Annotated in this window: 17 protein-coding genes; 9 read left to right on the forward strand and 8 right to left on the reverse strand. The window is 41.1% G+C overall.

Annotation, left to right across the window (positions count from 1 at the left end; genetic code table 11):
- Nucleotides 1-258 precede the first annotated feature (258 nt).
- From rplT to thrS, 4 genes are all read right to left on the reverse strand, one after another.
- Nucleotides 259-603: a 50S ribosomal protein L20 gene (gene rplT, locus Q0064_RS09045; protein ID WP_094485147.1), complete on the reverse strand. Its 345-nt coding sequence runs from the start codon at nucleotides 601-603 to the stop codon at nucleotides 259-261.
- 93 nt (nucleotides 604-696) lie between these two features.
- Nucleotides 697-894 (reverse strand): 50S ribosomal protein L35, encoded by a 198-nt coding sequence (gene rpmI, locus Q0064_RS09050; protein ID WP_094485146.1) that lies wholly within the window; start codon nucleotides 892-894, stop codon nucleotides 697-699.
- Between the two features lie 37 nt (nucleotides 895-931).
- On the reverse strand, nucleotides 932-1,486 hold the full coding sequence (infC, locus tag Q0064_RS09055; RefSeq protein ID WP_094485145.1) for a translation initiation factor IF-3: 555 nt from the start codon (nucleotides 1,484-1,486) through the stop codon (nucleotides 932-934).
- A gap of 23 nt (nucleotides 1,487-1,509) precedes the next feature.
- Nucleotides 1,510-3,462 carry a threonine--tRNA ligase gene (gene thrS, locus Q0064_RS09060; RefSeq protein ID WP_298147471.1) on the reverse strand — a complete coding sequence of 651 codons (1,953 nt, stop codon included), beginning with the start codon at nucleotides 3,460-3,462 and terminating at the stop codon, nucleotides 1,510-1,512.
- Nucleotides 3,463-3,836: 374 nt separating this feature from the next.
- On the opposite strand from thrS, the gene Q0064_RS09065 reads away from it, so the two are divergent.
- Complete coding sequence (locus Q0064_RS09065) at nucleotides 3,837-4,217, forward strand: hypothetical protein (protein ID WP_298147473.1); 381 nt, start codon at nucleotides 3,837-3,839, stop codon at nucleotides 4,215-4,217.
- A 10-nt stretch (nucleotides 4,218-4,227) separates the two neighbouring features.
- On the opposite strand, the gene Q0064_RS09070 is transcribed toward Q0064_RS09065, so the two are convergent.
- Both Q0064_RS09070 and Q0064_RS09075 read right to left on the reverse strand, forming a co-directional pair.
- Entirely contained in the window at nucleotides 4,228-5,070 is an 843-nt protein-coding gene (locus Q0064_RS09070) for an isoaspartyl peptidase/L-asparaginase (RefSeq protein WP_298147476.1), read from the reverse strand.
- 1 nt (nucleotide 5,071) lies between these two features.
- Nucleotides 5,072-5,968 (reverse strand): cyanophycinase, encoded by an 897-nt coding sequence (locus tag Q0064_RS09075; protein WP_298147478.1) that lies wholly within the window; start codon nucleotides 5,966-5,968, stop codon nucleotides 5,072-5,074.
- Between the two features lie 252 nt (nucleotides 5,969-6,220).
- On the opposite strand from Q0064_RS09075, the gene cphA reads away from it, so the two are divergent.
- The 8 genes from cphA to Q0064_RS14755 all read left to right on the forward strand — a co-directional run bounded on the left by cphA (nucleotide 6,221) and on the right by Q0064_RS14755 (nucleotide 16,976).
- Complete coding sequence (gene cphA, locus Q0064_RS09080) at nucleotides 6,221-8,845, forward strand: cyanophycin synthetase (protein ID WP_298147481.1); 2,625 nt, start codon at nucleotides 6,221-6,223, stop codon at nucleotides 8,843-8,845.
- On the forward strand, nucleotides 8,826-9,530 hold the full coding sequence (locus Q0064_RS09085; RefSeq protein ID WP_298147484.1) for a hypothetical protein: 705 nt from the start codon (nucleotides 8,826-8,828) through the stop codon (nucleotides 9,528-9,530). Before cphA ends, Q0064_RS09085 begins: the two co-directional genes overlap by 20 nt.
- Nucleotides 9,531-9,595: 65 nt before the next feature.
- Nucleotides 9,596-11,713: a DPP IV N-terminal domain-containing protein gene (locus Q0064_RS09090; RefSeq protein ID WP_298147486.1), complete on the forward strand. Its 2,118-nt coding sequence runs from the start codon at nucleotides 9,596-9,598 to the stop codon at nucleotides 11,711-11,713.
- A 423-nt stretch (nucleotides 11,714-12,136) separates the two neighbouring features.
- The gene (locus Q0064_RS09095; protein WP_298147489.1) at nucleotides 12,137-13,090 is read left to right on the forward strand and encodes an acetyl-CoA carboxylase carboxyltransferase subunit alpha; all 954 of its coding nucleotides are present in this window, start codon (nucleotides 12,137-12,139) and stop codon (nucleotides 13,088-13,090) included.
- 141 nt (nucleotides 13,091-13,231) lie between these two features.
- Nucleotides 13,232-14,788: a replicative DNA helicase gene (dnaB, locus tag Q0064_RS09100; RefSeq protein ID WP_298147492.1), complete on the forward strand. Its 1,557-nt coding sequence runs from the start codon at nucleotides 13,232-13,234 to the stop codon at nucleotides 14,786-14,788.
- A 482-nt stretch (nucleotides 14,789-15,270) separates the two neighbouring features.
- Nucleotides 15,271-15,597 (forward strand): hypothetical protein, encoded by a 327-nt coding sequence (locus Q0064_RS09105; RefSeq protein WP_298147495.1) that lies wholly within the window; start codon nucleotides 15,271-15,273, stop codon nucleotides 15,595-15,597.
- Between the two features lie 850 nt (nucleotides 15,598-16,447).
- Nucleotides 16,448-16,669 (forward strand): hypothetical protein, encoded by a 222-nt coding sequence (locus Q0064_RS09110; RefSeq protein WP_298147498.1) that lies wholly within the window; start codon nucleotides 16,448-16,450, stop codon nucleotides 16,667-16,669.
- The gene (locus Q0064_RS14755; protein WP_366095050.1) at nucleotides 16,650-16,976 is read left to right on the forward strand and encodes a putative toxin-antitoxin system toxin component, PIN family; all 327 of its coding nucleotides are present in this window, start codon (nucleotides 16,650-16,652) and stop codon (nucleotides 16,974-16,976) included. The genes Q0064_RS09110 and Q0064_RS14755 overlap by 20 nt, the downstream gene beginning before the upstream one ends.
- A 418-nt stretch (nucleotides 16,977-17,394) precedes the next feature.
- Here the strand turns inward: Q0064_RS14755 and Q0064_RS09115 are convergent, their stop codons facing one another.
- A complete protein-coding gene (locus Q0064_RS09115) occupies nucleotides 17,395-17,637 on the reverse strand; it encodes a hypothetical protein (RefSeq protein WP_298147501.1) in 243 nt (80 codons plus the stop codon).
- 53 nt (nucleotides 17,638-17,690) lie between these two features.
- The gene (locus Q0064_RS09120) at nucleotides 17,691-18,071 is read right to left on the reverse strand and encodes a hypothetical protein (RefSeq protein WP_298147504.1); all 381 of its coding nucleotides are present in this window, start codon (nucleotides 18,069-18,071) and stop codon (nucleotides 17,691-17,693) included.
- Between the last annotated feature and the right edge of the window lie 115 nt (nucleotides 18,072-18,186).

Below are 18,186 nucleotides of genomic sequence, written 5' to 3' on the forward strand. Positions count from 1 at the left end.
CGGCGACCTCAGAAGCCCCGCCGCAGCGATGCCGAACGGTTTGAAACAAACGCGCTTGAAGTGAAAGGCCCGGCCCGAAGCCTCTCCATTATTTCCACTAAACTGGCGAGGGGCTGCCCAAATAAAAAATCGGGAAAAGAAAAATGATTTGACGCTGATTGAAAAAAAATCAACATTGTAAAAAAGATTTCGAAAAGCCATAAACGAAAAAAGACCTGCTATTGCAAGTCTTTTCCGGTAAGTCAATATATTAAACGTTTATTTTACTTTGTTCAGAATAGCTTTGAAAGCTTCAGGATGATTCATCGCTAAATCAGCTAGAACTTTACGGTTAAGTTCGATTCCGGCTGCTTTTACCTTTCCGATAAATTGCGAATAGCTCATTCCCTCCAATCGTGCACCCGCGTTGATACGCATGATCCATAGAGAACGGAAATTTCTCTTCTTTTGTTTACGATCTCTGTACGAATACAACATCGCTTTCTCGACAGCATTCTTAGCAACTGTCCAAACGTTCTTTCTGCGACCAAAGAAACCTTTGGCCTGCTTCATCATTTTTTTTCTTCGTGCTCTTTTAGCAACCGAATTTACTGATCTTGGCATAATTTAATGTTTTTTTGTAGCAGGCGCTCGGCTTTCGAGACTTAATGGCCATACTCCATGGTTTAAAAATAATTTAACCTCGCAATTCTAGAATTAAACAATTCTCAATTGCTCCTTCACGCTTCGAAGATCACTAGTGTGAACTAAAGCTGAATGCGTAAGCGCTAACTTACGTTTCTTCGACTTTTTAGTCAGGATGTGGCTTTTGAAAGCGTGTTTCCTTTTGATTTTACCTGAGCCAGTAACTTTGAATCGTTTCTTAGCCGAGGATTTGGTTTTCATTTTAGGCATAATTTCCTAAGGATTAAATTGACTTACTATTATTGTGTTATTGCTTCTTTTTCTTAGGAGCAATAAATAAAATCATTCTTTTACCTTCAAGAACCGGCATGGCTTCCACCTTTCCGTATTCTTCCAAATCTTGCGCTAAACGAAGTAGCAAAATTTGTCCTTGATCCTTGTAGATAATCGATCTTCCTTTAAAAAATACAAAGGCTTTCAGCTTTGCACCTTCTTTCAGGAATTTTTCAGCATTTTTGCGCTTAAATTCATAATCGTGCTCGTCGGTTTGTGGTCCGAAACGAATTTCTTTCACCACCACCTGCGTCGATTTTGCCTTTAAAGCTTTTTCGCGTTTCTTTTGTTCGTAAATGAACTTTTTATAGTCCATGATTTTACAAACCGGTGGAACTGCGTTGGGTGAAATCTCAACTAAATCAAGCTCTTGCTCGTCGGCCATGCGAAGCGCATCGGATAATTTGTAAACGCCCGTTTCAATGTTTTCGCCTACTAGACGAACTTCCTGAATACCACGGATGTTGTTGTTGATGCGGTGTGCATCTTTCTTTTCGACCCTGGGTTGATACCCTCTGTTGTTTCTAATTGCTATGACTTAAATATTTTAAATTAAACGTTGAATGTTTTTAATGTTTTTGCGATTTCCTCGTTAACAACTGCTGCAAATTCATCGATACTCATCTTGATATTTTCACGAGATTGTTGCACTCTGCTGCGAACTGAAACAGTATTCGACTGTGCTTCTTCCTCGCCAACGATAAGCATGAACGGATATTTTTGCAACTCGGCTTCGCGAATTTTCTTGCCAATCGTTTCGTTGCGATTGTCAATTAGGGCGCGAATTTCGTGATTTTCGAGCAACTGTAAAACTTTTTTCGCATAATTTTCATATTTCTCGCTAAGACACAAGATGATAGCCTGCTCTGGAATTAACCACAACGGCAAGTTTCCTGCTGTGTGTTCTAGCAAGATTGCGATGAAACGTTCCATCGAACCAAACGGTGCACGGTGAATCATTACTGGGCGATGCAACTCGTTATCTGCTCCTTTGTACGTCAGATCGAAACGCTCCGGCAAGTTGTAATCTACTTGTATGGTACCTAATTGCCAGTGTCTGCCCAACGCATCTTTTACCATGAAATCGAGCTTCGGACCGTAGAAAGCCGCCTCGCCGTATGCCACAACAGTATTCAGCTGCTTATCGGCTGTTGCTTTGATGATGGCCGCTTCTGCCTTCTCCCAGTTTTCGTTACTACCAATGTATTTTTCTGGTTTTTCTGGATCGCGCAACGAAATTTGTGCTGTAAAATTCTCAAATCCTAAAGACCCAAAAACGTACAAGACCAAATCGATTACATTCTTAAATTCGGCATCCAATTGGTCTGGCGTACAAAATATGTGCGCATCATCTTGGGTAAATCCGCGTACACGAGTTAAACCGTGCAATTCGCCACTTTGTTCGTAGCGGTACACCGTTCCAAATTCGGCATAACGTTTCGGTAAATCTTTGTACGACCAAGGTTTTACGTTGTACATTTCGCAGTGGTGCGGACAATTCATTGGCTTCAATAAAAACTCCTCACCTTCAGCTGGTGTGTGAATGGGCTGAAAACTATCGGCACCGTATTTCGCGTAATGCCCGGAAGTTACATAGAGTTCCTTTTGCCCAATATGTGGCGAAACTACTTGCTCGTAACCTGCTTTCTTTTGTGCTTTCTTTAAAAACTGCTCTAAACGTTCGCGTAAAGCAGCACCTTTAGGCAACCACAAAGGCAAGCCTTGTCCAACACGCGGCGAAAACGTAAACAAATCCAATTCCTTACCAAGCTTTCGGTGGTCGCGACGTTTCGCTTCTTCCAACAGCTCTAAATAATCGGTTAGATCTTTTTGTTTTGGAAACGATATCCCGTAAACACGCGTTAATTGCTTATTTTTCTCGTCGCCGCGCCAATACGCACCGGCAACGCTCATGATTTTCATCGCTTTAATCAAGCCTGTATTTGGAATATGACCACCGCGACACAAATCGGTAAACGAGCTGTGATCGCAAAATGTAATGGTTCCGTCTTCCAAATTCTCGATCAATTCTACTTTATACGGATTGTTCTCTGCTTTATAGAAGGCCAACGCATCGGCTTTAGTTGCCGAACGCATTTTGAATTCGTGCTTTTCGCGTGCAATTTCCAGTACGCGATCCTCAACTTTTTTAAAGTCGGCATCGGTAATACGCGATTCGCCAAAATCAACATCATAGTAAAATCCGTTTTCAATCGCCGGACCTATAGTTAATTTAGCATCTGGAAAAAATTCGAGTATCGCTTGCGCCATCACGTGCGAGGTCGAATGCCAAAAAGCTTTTTTTCCTTCGGCATCGTTCCAAGTGTAAAGTACCAGCTTCCCATCGGTGGTTAGCGGCGTGGTCGTTTCAATCGTCGTTCCATCAAAAGATGCTGAAATAACGTTGCGTGCCAAACCTTCGCTGATGCTTTTCGCCACATCAAGCGCGCTAACTCCGGACTCGTAATCTCTAACCGAGCCGTCGGGAAGTGTAATGTGAATCATAATTTTTTAAAATTTAACGTGCAAAGATAGCCAATGCGCGGAAGCAAACAAGATGAATTTGATTTATTAATTAAGGCCTTTTGAAGAAAAAAGGTTGTTTGAAAAGGAAATCGAAACGCAGCGATTTAGGTTTTGTTTTACAAGCTGTTTTGCAGCTAAAAAATCGTAAAAAAAAGATCTTCATCGAAATACAGTCTAATACAAAACCAAATTGCGTTGATTCTTTTAAGTAAACGTATTACTTAAAACATTTATTTACAATACTATAGAGATATTCGTAGCCAAAGAAGTTGTTATCTCTAAAAAAAATGCTGTTAAAATTGGCAACCTTTTAACAATCGTTACGTCTAAAGAGTAACCAAGATAAACAAATTATGAAAAAATGGCTATTCATTCTCACTTGCGTTGCACTTTTTAGCTGCGACGATGATGAAAACTCCCCAATTAAGGAAGAGATTGTTGGTTTATGGCGTGTGGAAAGTGCGGTTATCTACGGCGATATTGCTGCGATAGTTCCGTATGATTGCCAAGTTACTTTCGATTTGATAAATCAGACGGTGACTTTCGATGAAGATTTTAACTTACCTGAATTTTCAATTCCCGGTAATTCGTACGATATCACAGGAAATGGTGCTCAGCTAAACTTCAATAACAAAACTTTTGGGTATTATTTCGAAAACAATAAGTTAATTCTGAACAACAATCCTCCAAATCAGGATGCCAAACCGGTAATTACTTTAGGACGAATTGAATAAGCAAAATTAGCTAGTCGAAAATATCTTCTTCGATGCCGTCGAAAACAGCATAAACCATCTTCGGATGTGAATCTAAATGGAAGCTGTTGCCGTTGGCGTCCAGAACAATAGCTCCGGCAAAACCATCAAAAGCCTTTAATTCGTTGAAGGTTTTTTTTGTGGCTTCTTCCACCGAAAAGCCGTCGGTTACGCGAGTAACAATTTTTGCAGCGACCGCTCCGCTAACAATGTCTTCGCCAACTCCGGTTAAGCTAACGGCGGCGACAGAAGTAGCAAAATTACCGGCAACAGTAGCCGAATCGGAAATGCGACCGGGAATTTCAAAACCTTTTCCGCCGGTCGATGTCGCGGCTGCTAAGCGTCCGTTTGCATCTAAAGCCACGCAACCTACGGTGCCCAAACCTTTGCTTTGTAGTTTCGCTTCGTACTCGTTCCGACGTTGTGGAATTTCCGTAGAAAAAACCTCAAATCCCTTCTGGCGTGCATAGCGTGTAGCCGGTTCGCCACCCAACACACGATCGTCTTCTTGCATCAGTACCAAGGCAACCTCAATCGGATTCTTCACTTCTTCGATATTAATAACACCGCTAAACTTCTGGGTTGTTCCGTCCATTAAAGAAGCGCTCATCCGAATTTTACCATCGGCTTGAATTTGCGAACCAATTCCCGCATTAAACAACGGATCATCTTCCAATAACTTAACGGCAAAAACCACCGTTTCCAGAGCCGAATGTGTTTGCAAATAATCGAAAGCTTTGCGAACAATTTGCTGTAAAGCGGCTTGCTTGCGCTGTTTGGTGCCGTCGTCGGTAGCCGATTCTGAAAAAAAACCTCCGTGAATAAGTACTTTCATATTAATCGACAGCTGGTCCTAAATCGGCAGCATATTGCGAATCGCGAATATGCATCTTATAGGTATTTAAGTCAAACGTATCGTTCATACTCATTACATGCGTCACCAAATGGTTGATCGAAATGGGTTGTCCGAGTTCTACTTGTGTTAAGTTGGTGTCTTTTATTTCGCGACCGTCGACAAGAATAACCAGTCCGCTGCCAATCGCTTCCATTTCCTTGTTATTCTTAATCAACAAGCCGGTATCTTCTCCCAGACCAATTCCCAGAACTTTCGGATTGCCCACGACAGCTTGAAACAGTCGGCCAATTCTACCTCGTTGTACAAAATGTGTATCGATAATTACGCCGTCAATCAGTCCTAATCCGCTGGTAATCTTCACTTCTCCTTTCAACAAAGCTTCTGAACTACTTCCTTGATAAATCATATTGTTCGACGCCGCTGCCGCTCCCGCTGAAGTTCCTGCATAGATAAAATCTTCATTCACGTATTTATCCAAAATGATTTCGTGCAAGGGCGTTCCTCCTAAAATTGATGTTAATCGCAATTGATCGCCACCTGTAAACATCAAAACATCGGCGTTCTTAATACGTCGCAAAACATCTTCATCACTCGCCATTTCGCGCTTTTCGATATGCAAAACATCGACATTCGAAGCGCCTAAATACTGCAACGCTTTTACATATTCGGGCCCGATTTCACGCGGAATCTTTGAAGCTGTAGTGATCACTTCAACGCGACTATCGCTTTTGTGCTTGGACTCATTGATAATACGACGCAAAATTCCGGTTTCAAAAAAGTTCAGGTTGTTGGCAACGTTTTTATCGAAATCCGTTTCGGTAAAACTGCCCTTATCGACAGCTCCTCCAATGATGATTAATTTTCCTTTAATATCCATAGTCATTCGTGAACGGTAAAAGTAGAAAAATAGGGTTTTAAAAGATTTTGCAAATTGAATTTTTTACAATTGCCTGGTACTCATAGAGTAAGATTGAGATGGTAGAAGATTTTTAACTAAAAACGAAGTAATTCGTATGAGAATTTTACGAAGTAAGTTAGGAGTACTTTACTTTTTGGATAAAATTCCGTTAATTTAGAGCACAGAAGTGCTAAAGACACACTGCACCAAACTAACCAAAACTGTAGACATATGAAGATATTGAAAATTCAAGCGTTGCGTGGACCGAACATTTGGAGTGTTCAAAGAAAGAAACTCATTCAAATGCGTTTGGATTTGGAAGAAATGGAAGAATTTCCAACCAATAAAATTCCTGGATTTCGCGAACGTATTGAAAAGCTAATCCCAACTATGATTGAGCACCGTTGTTCGGAAGGAACACGCGGTGGTTTCTTTTCACGAATCGATCGCGGCACTTGGATGGGACACGTTATCGAACACATTGCGCTCGAAATTCAAACGCTGGCAGGTATGGAAACTGGCTTTGGAAGAACTCGCGAAACCAAAACGCCTGGGACATACAATGTAGTTTTTTCCTATACCGAAGAAAACGTGGGTATGTACGCCGCTGAAGCTTCAGTACGAATTGCCGAAGCTTTAATCGCAGGAACCGACTACAATATAGAAGCAGACATCCAAAAAATGAGAGAAATTAGAGAACGGGTGCGACTCGGGCCTAGTACTGGGAGCATTGTGGAGGAAGCTGTTTCACGTGATATACCATGGATTCGTCTCGGTACAAATTCACTCGTACAGTTGGGATACGGCGTCAATCAAATGCGCTTTCAGGCAACGATAACTCAGAAAACAAGCCATATTGCCGTAGATATTGCCTGCAACAAGGAAGAAACCAAACGAATGCTCGAAATGGCGAGTATTCCTGTGGCTAGCGGTGCCATTTGTGTAGACGAAGAAGATCTACAAAACGTCATTAAAAAAATTGGTTATCCAATTGTCTTGAAACCGCTCGACGGAAACCACGGTAAAGGTGCGTCGATAAACGTAAAAACATACGAAGAAGCCGTTGCTGGTTTGGCTTTTGCACAGAAGTATTCGCGAAAAGTAATCGTTGAGAAATTCATATCGGGCTTCGATTTTCGGGTGTTGGTAATCGACAATAAACTGGTAGCAGCTGCCAAAAGAGTTCCTGCAAATGTGGTAGGAAATGGCGTTGATAGCATCGAAAAGCTTATTGAAGAAACGAATAAAGATCCGCGTCGGGGCTACGGACATGAAAACGTACTTACGCAAATCGACGTTGATCGCGATACGCTCGATTTACTCGAAAAACTCGGTTATACTTTGCAAACCGTACCAAAGAATGGCGAAATTGTGTATTTGAAATCGACTGCAAACCTTTCTACCGGAGGTACTTCAGTAGATGTTACCGATATGATGCACCCGGAAAACATTTTCCTAGCTGAGCGTATTTCCCGAGTAATTGGTTTAGATATCTGTGGAATCGATATTATGGCTGAAAATCTGACACAGCCATTAAAAGAAAACGGCGGTTGTATTTTGGAAGTGAACGCCGCGCCCGGATTCCGTATGCACTTGGCGCCCAGCGAAGGACTACCGCGAAACGTGGCGGCACCGGTAATCGATATGCTGTATCCGCCTGGAAAACCCTCACGTATCCCCATCATTGCAATAACGGGTACCAATGGTAAAACAACAACGACGCGCTTAATTGCACATATTGTTAAAAACAACGGATTTAAAGTTGGTTTCACCACATCGGACGGTATTTATATTCAAAACCACATGATGGAAAAAGGCGATACAACAGGACCGCTTTCTGCTGAATACATTTTAAAAGATCCAACGGTAGAGTTTGCCGTTTTGGAGACAGCGCGCGGTGGAATTCTGCGCAGCGGATTAGGCTTTAGCCGTTGCGACATTGCCATCATAACCAATATTCAAGAAGATCATTTGGGCTTAAACGATATTCACAACTTAGACGATTTGGCACGTGTGAAAAGTACAGTAGTTCGAAGTGTGAAAAAAGACGGTTGGGCTATTTTGAACGCCGACGATCCACAATGTGTGAAAATTGCCAATGAACTTACTTGCCAGATTGCGTGGTTTAGCATGGACGAAGAGTCGGAACACGCGAAGCGATTGAGTAAAGAAGGAAAAATTGTGGCTGTTTACGAAAACGGATTTGTCACCATTAAAAAAGGGGAATGGAAGATTCGTGTAGAACGCGCCACTTTAGTTCCGCTGACCATGGGTGGAAAAGCAAAATTTATGATCGCGAACGTTTTGGCGGCAACGCTGGCAAGTTATCTGTGGGGATTCAAAACCGAAGACATCAGCTTATCATTGCAAACTTTTATTCCGAGTGCCGCACAAACTCCTGGACGAATGAATATTTTCGACTTCAAGAAGTTTAAGGTTATGATCGACTTTGCGCACAATCCAGCGGGATATCGCGGAGTAGAAGATTTTTTAAGTACTGTAGATGCTACCAAGAAAATTGGGATCATTGCAGGCGTTGGCGATCGTCGGGATGAAGATATTCGCGAATGCGCAACCATCGCAGCACGTATGTTCGACCATATCATTATTAGACAAGAAAAGCACTTGCGCGGAAGAACAGCAGAAGAAATCAACGGACTAATCTTGGAAGGAATTAATGCCGCAGGCAAAGTGGTGACCTACGAATTGATTGACAAAGAAGTTGAAGCCATACGACATGCAATAAACTCGGCAGCAGAAGGAAGTTTCATCACGGCTTTAAGTGATGTGGTGACCAATGCAATCGACATTGTACAGCAATATCTGGACAAAGAAAATGAGGACGGACGCGCATAACCGACCCATTCCGGAGCTGATTTCCTACAAACTGCTTCGGAAAATGGTGGGTTGCATCGGATTTTTATTACCGATTGTGCTGTATGTAGGAGTTATAGTCGAGAAACTCTGGCTCAACCGAACCGAACATTTAGGTTTGATTGAGAATTTGAATTTCTTTAAACCCGAAAGTTCGATAAGCTTTTACTATTACAGCATCATGGGAAATGTTTTTGTAGGCATGGTAACAGCAATTGCCATTTTTTTGTTTGCTTACAAAGGACACGAAAAGGATCCAACCGATTTAATGTCGGATAACGTAGCGGGAAACTTTGCTTGTGTTTTTGCACTTGGCGTTGCGTTTTTTCCTTGTAATTTTTGTCCGGCAATAGAAACGATTTCGGGTACAATTCACATAGTTTGTGCTTTCTTGTTTTTTAGTACACTTGCTTACTTTTCGTTGGTGATTTTTACCAAATTCAAGAATGCTGTTACGCCTAAAAAGCTAATTCGAAATAAAATCTATAAGCGCTGCGGTTATACAATAATCGCAGCGCTTGGTTTTTTAGCTCTGGAAATGATTCCTGCTGTTCGAGATCTTACCAGCCCAACCATCTATTTTTGGGCTTGGGAAGTGGTTGCACTCTGGGCATTTGCCTTTGCTTGGTTGGTTAAAGGCGATTATTTTAAACGCTATGCCGATTAAACAATACGCCTAATTATCTTTGGCATTGTTGTACTAAACAAATTTTGACATTCAATTTTATAGAAATGAAACTTAAACAAGTCGTTTATTCCGCAGTACTTTTATTTTGCTTTTCGGCGGTAGCTCAAAAAAAACAACTCACTTTATCCGATGCCGTTATGCAGCAATTTCGGGCGTACGCAGCCGATAAAGTCGACGGATTTCAATGGATACCCGGAACCAACAAATATACCTTTACAAAAAATAAATACACCGAACTACACCTAGCGGCAGAAAACAAAACGGAGCCCGTCGAAATTTTAACGGTAGCAGAATTCAACAAAACGTTTGCTACCAATCTGACCAACTTTTTCGGTTACCGATGGATTGACGCCAATACGCTCGCTTTACCGAACAAAAACGGATTTATCGGCTTAACTGCGATGCCTGTAAAAGAAGCGTTCCGACTCGTGGTAAGCGACGAAGCTGAAAACGTTACACCATCCAACAATTATAAAATAGTTGCCTATACTAAAGCTAATAATTTGTTTGCGCTCGTAGATGGAAAAGAAGTTCAAATTACCGACTTCTCTGCCGAAATTGTTTCCGGACAGGCAATTGCCCGCTCTGAATTTGGTATTACGAACGGAATATTTATCTCGCCCGACGCCAAATACATTGCTTTTTATCAGAAAAACGAAAGCGAGGTGGCGCAATATCCGTTGCTAGACCTAACGTCGACGCCCGGAACCCTAAACAACATTCGCTATCCGATGGCCGGACAAAAAAGCGAAAAACCACGTGTAGGCATTTACAGCATCGAAAGTGGAAAAACCGTTTATGTGAGTCCGCGTGGTGCCACCGACGATTATTTGACCAATTTTGCTTGGACTCCCGACAGCAAAGCGTTTACGATTGCAGAAGTAAATCGGGCACAAAACGCCATGGAACTTAATATTTACAGTGCCGCTGGCCAATTTCAACGTACCTTATTCACAGAAACCGACAACACTTGGGTTGAACCTGAACATGCGGCGTACTTTCCAAATCCGAAGAAAAATGAATTTATTTGGATTTCAGAACGCGACGGTTACAACAACTTGTATTTGTACGACTTAAACGGAAAATTGTTGCGAAAGCTTACGCAGAATTTATTTCCGGTGATCGATATTTTAGGCGCAACGGCTAAAGAAATATATTTCACGGCTACAGGCGAAAACGGAACAAATACCTTGGTTTACGCTGTTGATTTTAAAGGAAAACAACGATTGATAACCAAGGACTTAGGTGTACATGCCGCAAAACTTAACGAATTTACCGGAACGCTATTCGATGAATATTCGAACCTCAATACTCCGAATATCAGCCAAATACTACCCGTAAAAGGAAGCGTAACGAAATTGGTAGAAAGCCCAGACAAGCTTAAGGATGTGGAGATAGGAACCACCGAAATTGTACAGCTAAAAGCGGCCGATGGAAAAACCGATTTGTACGCCCGCTTAATCAAACCGTCTAATTTCGATGCTTCGAAAAAGTATCCTGTTTTGATTTACGTGTATGGCGGTCCGCATGCGCAAATGGTTACCAACAGCTATTTAGCGGGAGCCAATTTGTGGATGCATTGGTTGGCCGAAAAAGGGTATTTGGTATTTACGGTCGATAACCGCGGCTCAAGCAATCGCGGTGCTGCATTTGAACACGTTATTCACCGAAATTTAGGAACCAACGAACTTGCCGATCAATTGAGTGGCGTGGCGTATTTGAAATCGCTTCCCTACGTTGATGCTTCGCGCTTAGCGGTACACGGCTGGAGCTTTGGCGGATTTATGACCAATACCATGCTGCTGAAAGCGCCTGATACCTTTAAAGTGGGCGTGGCTGGCGGACCTGTAACCGATTGGGCGTATTACGAAATTATGTATGGCGAACGTTATATGGATACGCCTGCCGAGAATCCGGAAGGATACAAAACGGCTGCCTTGCGCAATTACGTGAAGAATTTAAAAGGAAAACTCTTGTTAATTCACGGAACATCGGATGATGTAGTGGTTGAACAACACAACTTAGATTTGGTGAAGAATTTTGTGGAAGCTGGCGTACAAATTGACTACTTCCCCTACCCGATGCACAAACACAACGTGCGCGGTAAAGACCGAGTACATTTGATGGAGAAAGTGCTGAATTACGTTTTAGAACACAACTAATGGTTTAACATAAGTTCAAAACCGGATTACGACAAAGAAAAACTGCGAATTACACGCAGTTTTTTTGTGGGTAATTTTAAGTGACGATTTATGGTTTGAACGTGCGTTGAAAAAACAGACGATACATTTTTGCAAGCACTTCGCAGCAGGGAATGACGCGGAAATGCCGTGAAGCTAAAGCTGATTTTTGGTGTAGTGGAGCGTGCGACTAACAGAAGCGCCGCGAAGCAACTAACAAAAACAGCTGGAGCGAGCGCCATTGCAGCAAAATGCCCGACCCGCCGCAACCCGATTCCACTCAACGTGCGGCGGGTGCTGCCCGAATAATCCGAAAACGATTTATTAAATTTTGAAGTGGTGATTGCCCGTTTTTAATTTAAGGTTATCTTTGCCTTTCGAATATTAAGAAACCGTACTGCTACTATGGAATACTTAGATTTTGAGTTACCTATAAAAGAACTCGAAGAGCAATTGGATAAATGCCAAATTATAGGTCAAGAATCGAATGTTGATGTATCAACAACCTGCAAACAAATCGAAAAAAAGCTGGAGGAAACCAAGCGAAAAATATACAAAAATCTTACCGCATGGCAACGTGTACAACTGTCTAGACACCCGAACAGACCGTACACGATGGATCACGTTAAAGCACTTTGTGGCGACACATGGCTAGAGCTTTTTGGCGACCGAAATTTCAAAGACGACAAGGCCATGATTGGTGGTTTGGGAAAAATCGGCGGACAATCGTTTATGATTATCGGACAGCAGAAAGGATACAACACCAAAACACGTCAGTACCGCAATTTTGGTATGGCGAACCCAGAAGGTTACCGAAAGGCTTTGCGTTTGATGAAAATGGCAGAGAAATTCGGTTTGCCGGTGGTTTCGTTTATCGATACGCCAGGTGCATATCCGGGTTTGGAAGCTGAAGAACGCGGACAAGGAGAAGCTATTGCGCGCAATATCTTTGAAATGATTCGTTTGAAAACGCCGATCATTGCCGTAATAGTTGGCGAAGGTGCTTCGGGCGGTGCGTTGGGCATTGGCGTGGGCGACCGCGTGTTGATGATGGAAAACACTTGGTATTCGGTGATTTCACCAGAATCGTGCTCGTCGATTCTTTGGAAAAGCTGGGACTACAAAGAACAAGCTGCAGAGGCTTTGAAACTGACATCGACCGACATGAAAAAGCAGAAATTGGTCGACGACGTGATTCCAGAACCACTTGGTGGTGCACACTTCGATCGCGAAACTGCTTTCAAAACCGTGGAGCAATACATCCTTAAAAATTACAACGAACTTAAAGACTTATCAACAGCCGAACTTGTTGCCCAGAGAATGGATAAATACAGCAAGATGGGCGAGTTTAAGGAATAAAGTCAAGAAAAATTCATTTGTTATCCGAAGCCTCACCGTTTCGGATTTTTTTTGCGTTATCAACAAAAAAAGCGGGTTATAAACAATTTCGCGCTGATAACTCTGCCGGCAGAAACGCGCGGCAATGCATACTTTAGCACTATGGAAAACGTCAGAAATATAGCAACGGGATTTACCGAGAAATCTGCGGTAATCAATTTAGAGAAAGGAAAGCTTCCGCCACAAGCGGTGGAACTTGAAGAAGCCGTATTGGGCGCCATGATGATCGACAAAAAAGGTGTCGACGAGGTTATTGATATGCTGCAACCCGACGCGTTTTATCGGGATTCGCACCGACACATTTACGAGGCCATTCGCGAGTTATTCACACAAACGCAACCGATTGACTTGTTAACAGTTTCGGCGCAGCTTAAAAAGAACGGAACTTTAGAAGCTGCGGGCGGCGATTACTACTTGATTCAGCTTACACAGAAGATATCGTCGTCGGCACACATCGAATTTCACTCGCGGATTATTCTACAAAAATTCATTCAACGATCGCTGATTCGCATTTCTTCGGAAATCATCGAAGATTGCTACGATGAAACGACCGATGTATTTGATTTGCTCGACACGGCCGAATCGCAATTATACGAAGTAGCGCAAGGAAACACTAAAAAGAATTCGGAAACGGCGCAAATGCTGGTTTTGCAAGCGAAACGACGCATTCAGGAAATTGCCAACAAAGAAGGTTTGAGCGGCGTACCCACAGGTTTTGAAAAACTCGACAAAGTAACGTCGGGTTGGCAGCCGAGCGACTTGGTCATTATTGCGGCGCGTCCCGGTATGGGTAAAACGGCATTTATCTTATCGATGGCACGAAATATGGCGATTGATCATAAGGCGCCGGTAGCCATTTTCTCCTTGGAGATGTCGTCCGTGCAGTTAATTACCCGTTTAATTTCGTCAGAAACTGGACTTACTAGCGAGAAGTTGCGCACCGGAAAGTTGGAGCAGCACGAATGGGAACAGCTGAGCACTAAAGTGAAAGATTTGGAAAGCGCTCCGTTGTTTGTAGACGATACACCTTCGCTTTCGGTATTCGATTTGCGGGCAAAAGCGCGTCGTTTGGCGTCGCAGCACGGCATAAAAATTATAATTATCGACTACTTACAGCTGATGACTGCTGGTAGTAAAGACAGTAAAGGTAAGGGAATTGGAAACCGCGAGCAGGAAATTTCGACCATTTCGCGAAACTTGAAAGCATTGGCTAAGGAATTGAACATTCCGGTTATTGCGCTCTCGCAGTTGTCGCGTGCCGTTGAAGCGCGAACGGGCCACAAGCGTCCGCTGTTGTCCGACCTTCGTGAATCGGGAGCCATCGAGCAAGATGCTGATATTGTGTCGTTTATCTATCGTCCGGAATACTACAAAATTCCCGATTGGGACGACGAAGACAACTCGCCTACGCAAAATACGGCCGAGTTCATCATTGCGAAACACCGTAACGGATCGTTGGAAAACATTCGTTTAAAGTTTATTGGAAATCTCGGAAAGTTTGCGAATTTGGAGGAATACGGTTCTGGTTTCGACGATTTGCCTTCGAAAATGAACTCCGACAACTCACCGTTTTTCACCTCGAATTTACCGAGTCCGGATCAAGCGTTTGGCAGTTCGGCAAACACCTTAGACGACGATGATAACGGTATAGGGTTTTAGAATGTTTTTTAGAAGCTAGTCCCGATGGCTATCGGGATAGACTTTGCGACGTTCACCACTTTTCTCTCTTTTGCATGTCACATTTAACTATTCTCTTTTTACTTTTTTTAAGATGCGATTGTTTTTTAGAAGCTGATCCCGTTTTTCGCTATAGTCCTCAAAAAATACGCTGTTTTCACACGTGCTCCACCCGGCTTCTCACGGCGCCGTATGCAGCACGGTTCAAACAAGCGTCTTTTTCTCCGGGCTGCCGCTGCAACCGGGGCTAGGAAATACGTTGGTAAGGTTTGGTGTGAAATGGTAAATTCGTGAAAAGAAAGGAGATAGAGTTAGTGGAGGAATTGAGGGGTTGGAGGCACGAAAAAAATACGCAGGTGAAATAACTTCCAGCCAGCATTTTGAATTCCTAATTTGATTTTCAGGAATTCGAGTTAATTTATTGATTTTTAAGTAATAAAGTATTTAAGAACGAAATCGAAAGAATGACAAAATTTTTAATTTTCCTATCGGCAGTATTGCTTTTAAATGGAGAAAAAGAGCAGCAGATTATTGCATCCTATTCCGCAATTTCCTGTACCTGTGCTCAGTGGAAAGTTGAAGGAGAATTGGAAAATATTTATTTAGAAAGAGCAAATGAAAAAATTAAAGATGTAAATAAACTTTGGGACGGTAGCACATTGCCTTTTAAAGTAGCACTTACTGGTACATTTAAACCTGAAAAAGGAATTCCAAAAGATTTTCCAACAAAAGGAGAACCAAAAATCGCAAAAATCTTTGTTTACACTAAAGTTGCTGTAATAAAAAACTAAAGACTTAGCTTGCAATCGCTGCTGCGCATGAACATAAACTCTTGAATCTTAAATGCACAGTTAATGTTTTCAGAAAGTGTTCATTTATTTTAAATTGCTTTTGTTTTAAATTTGATTTGAACAATTTATCACATAATTTTGCATTGTTTATAACATGAAAGGTGTCATGTGAAGAAATAAATGAAGAAGATTTTTAAAATACAGAAAAGCAAGAAAGTGAAAACTGTTGTTAATCGCCCGATTAACGACATTGATGTGTCTGTAAAAATGATTCACACTGGACGTATTTTGACAGCTGAAGATGTTAATAGAAATAGGTCGAGTAAATATTCTTATCTGGTATTTGATTTTTCGTAAGTGGTTGCTTATGAATTTATAGACAATGGCTCCAAAAATGTCATTTATTTTATGGTTTAACATCAATTATTAATAATCGTCATGCAATAGACACTTTTCCAAAACCCAAGCATCCAGCTTCAACGCCATTTAAGCCACGATTTTTCCATAAAATCCAAAAAACTTGCTCTCTCCGCTATAAATCGGCAATTTCAAAACAAACCTTAGAAATTCCATTTCGTTTTGGACGCTAAAAGCACCCTCATCCCTAACCCAAAAACAACTACATAGCCGAAAATCTATTCAATTTTAAGTGACGTTAGCAAAACAAACACACATTTTCAAGAAATACTGTCTCAAGGAATTTGATAAAAACTGCAATTATTGAATCGTAATTTATCTACATTTGTGTAGGTCGGTGCATGAAATATGCAACATTTAGAAGCTACGAACCGCCGACGTGCATGCAGGTTAAAATTCCGATTGCAATCAAGGAATATCTAATTTTTGTTTTATGAGAACTTATCAAATAGAAATATTGAACCCTAAAGCTGTAAAGCTATTACAGGATTTGGCTGATTTAGAATTAATTTCAATGAGGCAAACAGATGATAATCTTCAAACAGTGATCAAGAGATTAAGAGAAAAAGCTTCCGCAAATCCGCCATCTATCGAAGAAATCACGAAAGAAGTGGAAATGGAAAGAGCTGAAAGATATGGCGCAAAAAAAAGATAGAATCATAATTGATACAAATCTTTGGATCAGCTTTATTTTAACTGATAATTTCTCAAAATTTGACAAAATTATTGCTGACAACTCCGCTGCTTTGCTCTTCAGCATCGAATTGCTAGATGAACTTTCGGCTGTTGCGAGTCGGCCAAAATTCAGAAAATACTTCTCGACAAAAGACTTAATAAGCCTTATATCGCAAATTGAGAAAAACGCAGAATTTATTAATGTTGTTAGCAACGTGTCTGTTTGCAGGAACCAAAAGACAATTTTTTATTATCGTTGGCACAAGATGGAAACGCAACACATCTAATCACAGGCGATAAAGATTTAACCGATTTGGAAAAATTTGGAGAAACAATCATTATTACAATCGCTGAATACTTAAAAGACAAATAGCAACCGTTTCGTTCCGACATTCTTTGATTGTACAAAGTCGAAAATTGGGTGTGGAAATTTCAACAAAACTATTAAAAAACAAAAAGCCCTTAAATCTAGCTCTTTAAGCAAACAAGCAACCCTTTCACTATCCAACCAATTACTTCTTGCCGCCAAAAGGGAAAACCGTTTGTAAAACTAATTCTTATAAATCCAAGTAGCACTTAGTTTCCAACTCAGTAATTTTGAAAATTGTTACTAACGTTTGGCGAGAAAACGTTCAAATTTGCATAATTCGAAAAAATACGCTGCGTATTATGGCATGTAGAAACAAAAGAAAAGAATTAGTGGGCTCATTGATCAACAGCATCTCTAAGGTGGTATTTGTTACCTACCTTAACCACTACTTTCTTCTGTTCAAGTATGTCAAAAAAATCTTTTTTCGAATAGCCCATGCCTCGAAGTAAGTTATGTATGATGAATTCGGGCACTAGTTCGATATGATTTTGGAACGGTAACGGTCTAGTTAAATCTGGTCTGGTGTATTGCGCATGACCTTTCTTATTCTTAATAAATTTACATAAGTAAAGCTCCAAAAAAGATTTTAATTGAGAAATTGTAATATTTCGCAGATGCTGCGTTGAAATTTTTAAGCAAGTTGCAAATTAACTTTTGAGTAATCTTTAATCAAATCTTTTGATTTAAACAATTGATTAAAGTGCTCATTTTCAGCTAACATATCTTCAAAATCTAGAGAAACTACTCTTCTTTTCTTTTTATTGACTGCCCAACCGAGATTTTCTAACTCTGCAAATAAGGTTTTCTCGTTGTGTGTATAAACAATAAACTCTTGTAGCACAGTTTCAAAGGACTCTCTTGCTTCCTCTTTACTTAAACCATAACCCGTTAAATCTAAAGCTGGAGCGTAAACATAAAATATATTGTCTTCTTGCCATAAGAATAATGAAAGACTTAACTCAACATTATATCGACCGTCTGAATATTTTGCGTTTGCTTGCTTTTTGTTCATTTTTACTATTATTCGTTTGAAACGTCATTAATCGTAATAAATCAACTAGATTCCTTACTTCAAACGTAGCAAAAAAAGAACAATTATTATCAATGCAAAAAGGTCTAACAAGTGT

The organism is Flavobacterium sp. (assembly GCF_027490375.1).
GTDB lineage: Bacteria > Bacteroidota > Bacteroidia > Flavobacteriales > Flavobacteriaceae > Flavobacterium.

Coding starts and splice junctions, on each gene's coding strand:
- rpmI (WP_094485146.1), bottom strand. CDS start 894: ATGCCTAAAATGAAAACCAAATCCTCGGCTAAGAAACGATTCAAAGTT.
- thrS (WP_298147471.1), bottom strand. CDS start 3,462: ATGATTCACATTACACTTCCCGACGGCTCGGTTAGAGATTACGAGTCC.
- dnaB (WP_298147492.1), top strand. CDS start 13,232: ATGGAAAACGTCAGAAATATAGCAACGGGATTTACCGAGAAATCTGCG.
- cphA (WP_298147481.1), top strand. CDS start 6,221: ATGAAGATATTGAAAATTCAAGCGTTGCGTGGACCGAACATTTGGAGT.
- Q0064_RS09085 (WP_298147484.1), top strand. CDS start 8,826: ATGAGGACGGACGCGCATAACCGACCCATTCCGGAGCTGATTTCCTAC.
- Q0064_RS09120 (WP_298147504.1), bottom strand. CDS start 18,071: ATGAACAAAAAGCAAGCAAACGCAAAATATTCAGACGGTCGATATAAT.
- Q0064_RS09090 (WP_298147486.1), top strand. CDS start 9,596: ATGAAACTTAAACAAGTCGTTTATTCCGCAGTACTTTTATTTTGCTTT.
- Q0064_RS14755 (WP_366095050.1), top strand. CDS start 16,650: ATGGCGCAAAAAAAAGATAGAATCATAATTGATACAAATCTTTGGATC.
- Q0064_RS09065 (WP_298147473.1), top strand. CDS start 3,837: ATGAAAAAATGGCTATTCATTCTCACTTGCGTTGCACTTTTTAGCTGC.
- Q0064_RS09075 (WP_298147478.1), bottom strand. CDS start 5,968: ATGGATATTAAAGGAAAATTAATCATCATTGGAGGAGCTGTCGATAAG.
- Q0064_RS09095 (WP_298147489.1), top strand. CDS start 12,137: ATGGAATACTTAGATTTTGAGTTACCTATAAAAGAACTCGAAGAGCAA.
- rplT (WP_094485147.1), bottom strand. CDS start 603: ATGCCAAGATCAGTAAATTCGGTTGCTAAAAGAGCACGAAGAAAAAAA.
- Q0064_RS09110 (WP_298147498.1), top strand. CDS start 16,448: ATGAGAACTTATCAAATAGAAATATTGAACCCTAAAGCTGTAAAGCTA.
- Q0064_RS09105 (WP_298147495.1), top strand. CDS start 15,271: ATGACAAAATTTTTAATTTTCCTATCGGCAGTATTGCTTTTAAATGGA.
- Q0064_RS09070 (WP_298147476.1), bottom strand. CDS start 5,070: ATGAAAGTACTTATTCACGGAGGTTTTTTTTCAGAATCGGCTACCGAC.